The organism is Clavibacter lycopersici (assembly GCF_003576405.1).
In the GTDB taxonomy this organism is placed as follows: Bacteria; Actinomycetota; Actinomycetes; order Actinomycetales; family Microbacteriaceae; genus Clavibacter; species Clavibacter lycopersici.
The window spans coordinates 1-6,260 of the sequence record NZ_QWGT01000167.1; the positions used below are offsets into that span (position 1 = coordinate 1).

The 6,260-nt window shown below is 74.7% G+C and carries 7 protein-coding genes; 4 read left to right on the plus strand and 3 right to left on the minus strand.

Annotation, left to right across the window (positions count from 1 at the left end; all coding sequences use genetic code 11):
* A partial coding sequence (locus DZG00_RS10995) for a response regulator transcription factor (RefSeq protein ID WP_304650936.1) occupies positions 1-851 on the minus strand: 851 nt, incomplete at its 3' end.
* A 130-nt stretch (positions 852-981) separates the two neighbouring features.
* On the opposite strand from DZG00_RS10995, the gene DZG00_RS11000 reads away from it, so the two are divergent.
* From DZG00_RS11000 to DZG00_RS11010, 3 genes are read left to right on the plus strand one after another with little or no spacing between them, the layout of a single operon-like run.
* Positions 982-1,689, plus strand: coding sequence for a glycosyltransferase family 2 protein (locus tag DZG00_RS11000; RefSeq protein WP_119455621.1), 708 nt, complete (start codon positions 982-984; stop codon positions 1,687-1,689).
* Positions 1,686-2,369 (plus strand): TIGR04282 family arsenosugar biosynthesis glycosyltransferase, encoded by a 684-nt coding sequence (locus tag DZG00_RS11005; protein WP_119382518.1) that lies wholly within the window; start codon positions 1,686-1,688, stop codon positions 2,367-2,369. Before DZG00_RS11000 ends, DZG00_RS11005 begins: the two co-directional genes overlap by 4 nt.
* On the plus strand, positions 2,366-3,064 hold the full coding sequence (locus DZG00_RS11010; RefSeq protein ID WP_119382519.1) for a class I SAM-dependent methyltransferase: 699 nt from the start codon (positions 2,366-2,368) through the stop codon (positions 3,062-3,064). Before DZG00_RS11005 ends, DZG00_RS11010 begins: the two co-directional genes overlap by 4 nt.
* Here the strand turns inward: DZG00_RS11010 and DZG00_RS11015 are convergent.
* Together DZG00_RS11015 and DZG00_RS11020 are read right to left on the minus strand one after the other, a co-directional pair.
* Positions 3,013-3,504, minus strand: a complete 492-nt coding sequence (locus DZG00_RS11015) for a hypothetical protein (RefSeq protein ID WP_119382520.1) — start codon at positions 3,502-3,504, stop codon at positions 3,013-3,015. The two genes, DZG00_RS11010 and DZG00_RS11015, sit on opposite strands and share 52 nt — an antisense overlap.
* The gene (locus DZG00_RS11020) at positions 3,504-4,736 is read right to left on the minus strand and encodes a molybdopterin-dependent oxidoreductase (RefSeq protein WP_119382521.1); all 1,233 of its coding nucleotides are present in this window, start codon (positions 4,734-4,736) and stop codon (positions 3,504-3,506) included. The genes DZG00_RS11015 and DZG00_RS11020 overlap by 1 nt, the downstream gene beginning before the upstream one ends.
* Before the next feature lie 78 nt (positions 4,737-4,814).
* Here DZG00_RS11020 and DZG00_RS11025 point away from each other — a divergent pair.
* Positions 4,815-6,260: glycosyltransferase 87 family protein (locus DZG00_RS11025; RefSeq protein WP_119455622.1), on the plus strand; the 1,446-nt coding region annotated here is incomplete at its 3' end.

The following is a 6,260-nucleotide window of genomic DNA, read 5'->3' on the forward strand; positions in this document are numbered from 1 at the left end:
GGCGGCGCGGGCTCGGCGGCGGGCTCGGCGGGCTCCGCCGGTTCGGCCGCGGCAGGCGTCGGGGCGACGGGCGTCGCGGCCTCCGGGTCGAAGCGGTAGCCGACGCCCCACACGGTGCCGAGGAGCACGGGGTGCGCGGGATCCGCCTCGATCTTCTCCCGGAGGCGCCGCACGTGCACCGTCACGGTGGAGAGGTCGCCGATCTCCCAGCCCCACACCTGGCGGAGCAGGTCGTCGCGCCCGAACACGCGGCGCGGGTTGCGCAGCAGGAAGGCGAGCAGGTCGAACTCGCGGGAGGTGAGGGAGAGCATCACGCCCGCCTGGTGGATCTCGCGCGCACCGAGGTCGAGCACGAACGGCCCCGCGACGAACGGCGGCTCCGGGACGGCCTCGGGCACGGTGCGGCGGAGCACGGCACGGACGCGGAGCACGAGCTCCCGCGGGGAGAAGGGCTTGGCGAGGTAGTCGTCGGCGCCCGCGTCGAGGCCGTTGACGCGGTCCTCTCCCTGGCCGAGGGCGGTGAGCATCACGACGGGCACGGGCGACTCGGGGTGGTGGGCGCGGATCCGGCGGCACACCTCGAGGCCGTCGAGGCCGGGCAGCATGCGGTCGAGCACGACGAGGTCGGGCATGCGCTCGGTGGCGACGCGCACGGCCTCGAGCCCGTCGGCGACCGTCTCCACCTGGAAGCCCGACGCCTTGAGGTAGCGGCAGACGACCTCGTTGACCGTGGGGTCGTCCTCGACCACGAGGATGCGGCGGCCGCGGAGCGGATCCGGCCGAGTCGGGTCGGTCCGCGCGGGGTCGGGGCGCGCGGCATCGGCGCGCGCGGGATCGATGGTGGGGCTCACCCGGTCAGACTATGCGCGCTCCCTGGGGCGGGACCCGTGGGCTGTCCGGCTTGCGAGCGAGCCGTCACCCCTCGGGACGCCGCGCGGCACGTGGCGGCTGCGCGCAGGCGCCGACTCCTAGGCTCGCAGGATGACGCAAGCGCTCGTGGACGTGGTCCTGCCCTGCCTCGACGAGGAGGAGGCCCTGCCCTGGGTCCTCTCCCGCCTGCCCGAGGGGTACCGCGCGATCGTCGTCGACAACGGATCCACCGACCGCTCCGCCGAGGTCGCCCGCGCGCACGGCGCCCTCGTGGTGACGGAGGCGCGTCGCGGGTTCGGGGCGGCGGCGCACGCGGGGCTCGAGGCGGCGACCGCGCCGCTCGTCGCGTTCTGCGACGCCGACGCATCGATGGATCCGGCGCTCCTCCCCCGCGTCGTCGATCCCGTCCGCGACGGCGAGCGCGACCTCGTGCTCGGCCGCCGCGTCCCCTCGGCGCGCGGCGCCTGGCCGCTGCACGCGCGCATCGCGAACCTCGAGCTGGCCCGGCGGCTGCGGCGGATCACGGGCGTGCCGCTGCACGACCTCGGCCCGATGCGCTGCGGGCGGCGCACCGAGCTGCTGGGACTGGGGATCCTCGACCGGCGCAGCGGCTATCCGCTGGAGATGCTCCTCCGGGCATCGGCGGCGAAGTGGCGCATCCTGGAGGTGGACATGCCGTACGCGCCGCGCGTGGGGCGGTCCAAGGTGACCGGCACCGCGCGCGGGACCGTCACGGCCGTGCGCGACATGTCGCGCGTGCTGGCCGAGGCGCGAGCGGCCGCGGCCGGCGCCGACCGAGCCCCGGGGGGATCCGCGTGACCGCCGTCGTCGTCATCGCCAAGGAGTGCATCCCGGGCCGCGTGAAGACGCGCCTGCACCCGCCGTTCACGCTCGAGGAGGCGGCCGAGCTCGCGTCCGCCGCCCTCGCCGACACGCTCCAGGCCGTCGACGACGCCGCGCCCGAGCGCCGCGTCCTCCTCTTCGACGGCGAGACCCCGCCCGCCGAGGCCGCCGGCTACGACGTGATCCCGCAGGTCGCGGGCGACCTCGACGAGCGGCTCGCAGCCATGTTCGATGCGCTCGACGGCCCCGTGCTCCTCGTCGGGATGGACACGCCGCAGCTCACCGCCGCGCTCATCCGACCCGTCCTCGACTCCTGGGCCGACGGCGCCCGCGGCCCCGACGCCTGGTACGGCCCCGCGAACGACGGCGGCTTCTGGGCGCTCGGCCTGCGGGATCCGGACGGCGCGCTCGTCCGCGGCGTGCCCATGTCGCGCGACGACACCGGAGCCGTGCAGCTGTCCCGCCTGATCGACGCCGGGCTCGACGTGGCGATGCTGCCCGAGCTCACCGACGTGGACACGGTCGACGACGCCCGGGAGGCGGCAGCCGCGGCGCCCGCCCATCGCTTCGCCGCCGCGCTCCGAACCCTGATGACCGCCGCGGACTCCCGCGGCGCGACCGCTCCATCCGCAGCACCGCAGAAGGACCCCGCATGAGCCTGGCCGTCGAGCACCCCGAGGATCGCGCGAGCACGCGCGACCGCACCTTCGGATCCGGTGGCGGCGAGCCCTACGCCCGCGCCCTGCGCGACTCCGGCGAGGTGCTCTTCCTCTCGCTCGCGTCCGAGGACGACACCGACGAGGTCATCGACATCAGCCGCTGGAGCGCCGACGCCGACGCGGTCGACGCGAGCCTGCTCGCCGACGCCGCGGGCCCCGTCCTCGACATCGGCTGCGGCCCAGGCCGCATGGTCCGCGCGGCGATGGACGCCGGGCTCGGCGCGCTCGGCATCGACGTCTCCCCCACCGTGGTCGAGCTGGCCGCGGGCCAGGGACTCCCCGTCCTGCACCGCTCGGTCTTCGAGCGCCTGCCCCGCGAGGGCGGCTGGGGCACGCTCCTCCTCCTCGACGGCAACATCGGCATCGGCGGCGACGCGGCCGCGCTCCTCGCGCGCTGCGGCGACCTCCTCGACGAGCGGGGCGCTCTCGTGGTGGAGACCCACCCGGATCCCGCCCGCGACCGCACCTTCGAGTGCACGGTCGACGACGGCCAGGGCCACGCGAGCGACCCGTTCCCGTGGGCGCAGGTCGGCCGCGACGCCGTCGCGCGCATGGCCGCCGGCGCCGGTCTCGAGCTCGTTCAGTGCTGGGAGACCGAGGGCCGGTCCTTCTGCCGCCTCGTGCGCGCGTAGAGCGCCGCGACCACGGCCGTCGCCACCGCGGTGGCGACCCACATGAGCGCGAGGCGCGGCGCGTAGTCCGCGATGAGGATCGTCGGGTTGTCGTTGCCGATCGCCCGGGCCCGGATCTCGGGGACGACCACCAGGGTCATCACCGCCATCACGACGACGCCCGCCTGCAGGATCACGAGCGAACCCGGCGGCAGGCGCCGGCCCGCCTTCCGCAGCAGCAGCCCCGCGACGAAGACGACGGGCGACAGGATCGCGTCGTGCACGAGGATCGCGAGCAGCAGGAACACGGCGACGCCCACGACCTGGTCGGTGCGCTGGGTCTCGAGCAGCGTCCGCACGCCGAGCGCCAGGACGAGGACGCCGATCGCGATGAGGGCGATCCGCGCCGCGAGGACGCCGCGAGCGCCGCGGCCAGCGGGATCGCGTCGGGTGCCGGACATCACATCGCCTCCAGGGTCGAGAGCCACTTGGTCTGCAGCACGCCGGGACGCCCGGGCGCGATCATCCGCGCCGGGTAGCCGTGCTGGATGTCGAGGGGCGCGCCGTCGAGCTCGAGCGCCACGAGGGTGAGCGGGTCGCGCGCGTACTCGGGCCCCATCTCGGTGCGCCGGAACCCGCCGCTCTGCTCGAGGCTCGTGATGCGCAGCCGCGCACCCGGGTCCGTGCCGACCTGGTCCATGAGGTCCATGAGCCGGACGCCGCGCCAGGTCGCCGACTGGCTCCACCCCTCGACGCAGGCGATCGGCAGCGTCGCGGTCACGAGCTCCATGCTGCGGAGGTCCTGCATCGTGAAGGCGCGCGACGCGGATCCGTTGGAGACCGTGAGCGTCCACGCGGGGTCGACGGCGGTCTCCGTGACGCCGGCTGCCTCGGCCGTGCGGTTGACGGGCAGCCCCTGCGGGCCGGTGCCCATGACCCTGGGGCCGAAGGCGTTGGACGGGGAGAGGAAGCGGAACGACTGGCCCGCGGTGAGCCCCACGACCGCGGCGACGGACGCGCCCACCGCGACGAGGAAGCCGCGACGGGCGACCGGGGTGGGCGTGACGGGGGTGTCGTCGATCCACGCGAGCACGCGACCGGTGACGCCGCGGGGCGCGCGGGTCGGCGTCGCCTCGGCGGGCGCGTCGTCGGCCTCCACGATGGGCGACTCGTCCGCCTGCCCGCGCCGCCAGTGCCCGGCGATGGCGGGCAGCTTCACGCCGATGTGGATCGCGAGCGAGCCGATCACCACGAACGCCAGCGCGTAGTGCGTCTGGCGGAAGTAGAAGGGGAACGGCACCCACTGGAAGGTGTTGAGGAGGCCCATCGCCACCTCGAGCAGCGACGCCCCGACGAACACGGCGATGGACGCGCGCTCGAGGAACGAGACGACCCCGGTGACGGGCGGGTACGTGAGCAGCTCGGGGAAGACGATCCAGAGCTTGGCGAGCAGCAGCGGCACGCAGGCGATGCCGGCCGTGATGTGGATCCCCTGCGTCACCCGGTAGAGCGACACGGGCGCGGTCGGGAAGCGCATCCACGGCAGCGGGTCCTGCAGGAAGTGGCTGTAGAGGCCGGTCGCGAAGCACACCAGGAAGGCGAGGCCGAGGAGCCGGCCGATCACGACCGCCAGCCGGGTGGTGCGCGCGGGCGACGCGAGCCGCCGCCTCGCCTCGTGCATCAGTGTCCGCATGGGGTCGTCCCGGTCTCTCGTGGGCGGATGGTCCGCGCCGGTCGGGGGACGTCGAGGCCGCCGACGACACAATGGGGTGTGCGCACCGCCCTCACCGTCCTCGTCCTGGTCGTCATGGCCGCGCTCACCGGATGGTCGGTGGTCGCGTTCGATCTCTTCGGAGCGTCCGACGACGAGGCCTTCTTCCGCCGCGAGGGTGCCGCGCCGCTGTTCTGGATCGTCGTCGTGCTCTGGGTGCTCTTCGGAGCGGCCGTGCTCCTGGTGCGGAAGGTCAGGCGAGAGGACGCCGCGCTGATCGTGGTGTCCGGCTCCCTCATCCTCGCGCTGGCGGCCATGGCCGGTCCGCCGAACACGAGCACCGACTCCGCACGCTACGCCTGGGACGGCATCGTCCAGGTGCACGGCACGTCCCCGTACCTGCACACGCCCGCGGATCCGGACCTCCGCGACATCCGACCCGCGTGGTTGTACCCCGCCCCGGTGTTCCTCGACGACGGCACGTGGCGCTGCGAGGGCCGGCGGATCCTCGGCCTGTACGAGACGGGCGGCGGCCCGCCGATGTGCACGGCGCTGAACCGCCCGCAGGTGCCGACCATCTACCCGCCGGCCGCCGAGATGTTCTTCGCGGGCGTGCGCGCCGTCGTCCCCGACGGCGTGGGCTACATCGCCTTCCAGGTCGCGGGCGTGCTCATCCAGACGGCCGTGACCCTGCTGCTGGTGCGCGCGCTGCGGCGCCGAGGCAAGCCGATCTGGTGGGCGGCCCTCTGGGGCTGGTGCCCGCTGGTGGCGAGCGAGGTGGTCACCAACTCGCACGTGGACGCGCTCGGGGCGCTCCTCGCGCTGGCGGCCACGATCCTCGTCGCCGGGGGCAGGCGCTGGCGCGGCGGGATCGCGCTGGGCGCGGCCATCGCGACCAAGCTGATCCCGGTGATCGCGGCGCCCGCGCTGCTGCGCCGGCAACCGTGGAAGGTCATCGTCGCGGCCGTGGTCACGTTCGCGGTGCTGTACGTGCCGTACGTGATCACCACGGGGATCGGCGTGCTCGGCTACCTGCCCGGCTACCTGCAGGAGGAGGGCTACGAGTCGGGCGGGACCTTCCCGCTGGTCGAGCTGCTCGTGCCCGACGGGTTCGGGCTGCCGGTGGTCGCGCTGATCCTCGCCGTCACAGCAGGCCTCGTCTGGTGGAGGACCGACCCGGCCGATCCGTGGCTCGGCCAGGTCGTGATGATCGGCGTGACCCTGCTCGCCGTGAGCCCGCGCTACTCCTGGTACGCGCTGCTGCTGATCCCGTTCATCGCCATGACCGGCCGCGCGGAGTGGTTCGCGGTGGTGGGCGCGCTCGCGCTGCGGCTCTTCGCGCCGGATCTGTGGGCGTGGCAGATCGCGCTCGTCACGGCGCTCGTGATCGTCGTGGTGGCGTCGCTCGTGCGCCTCGGGCCGGACGGACGGCGGCGGCTCGTGCCCGGGCCGGTGCGTCGGCGGCTGGGCGGTCGCGGACGGGATCGGGAGCGCGTGCCCGCCGAC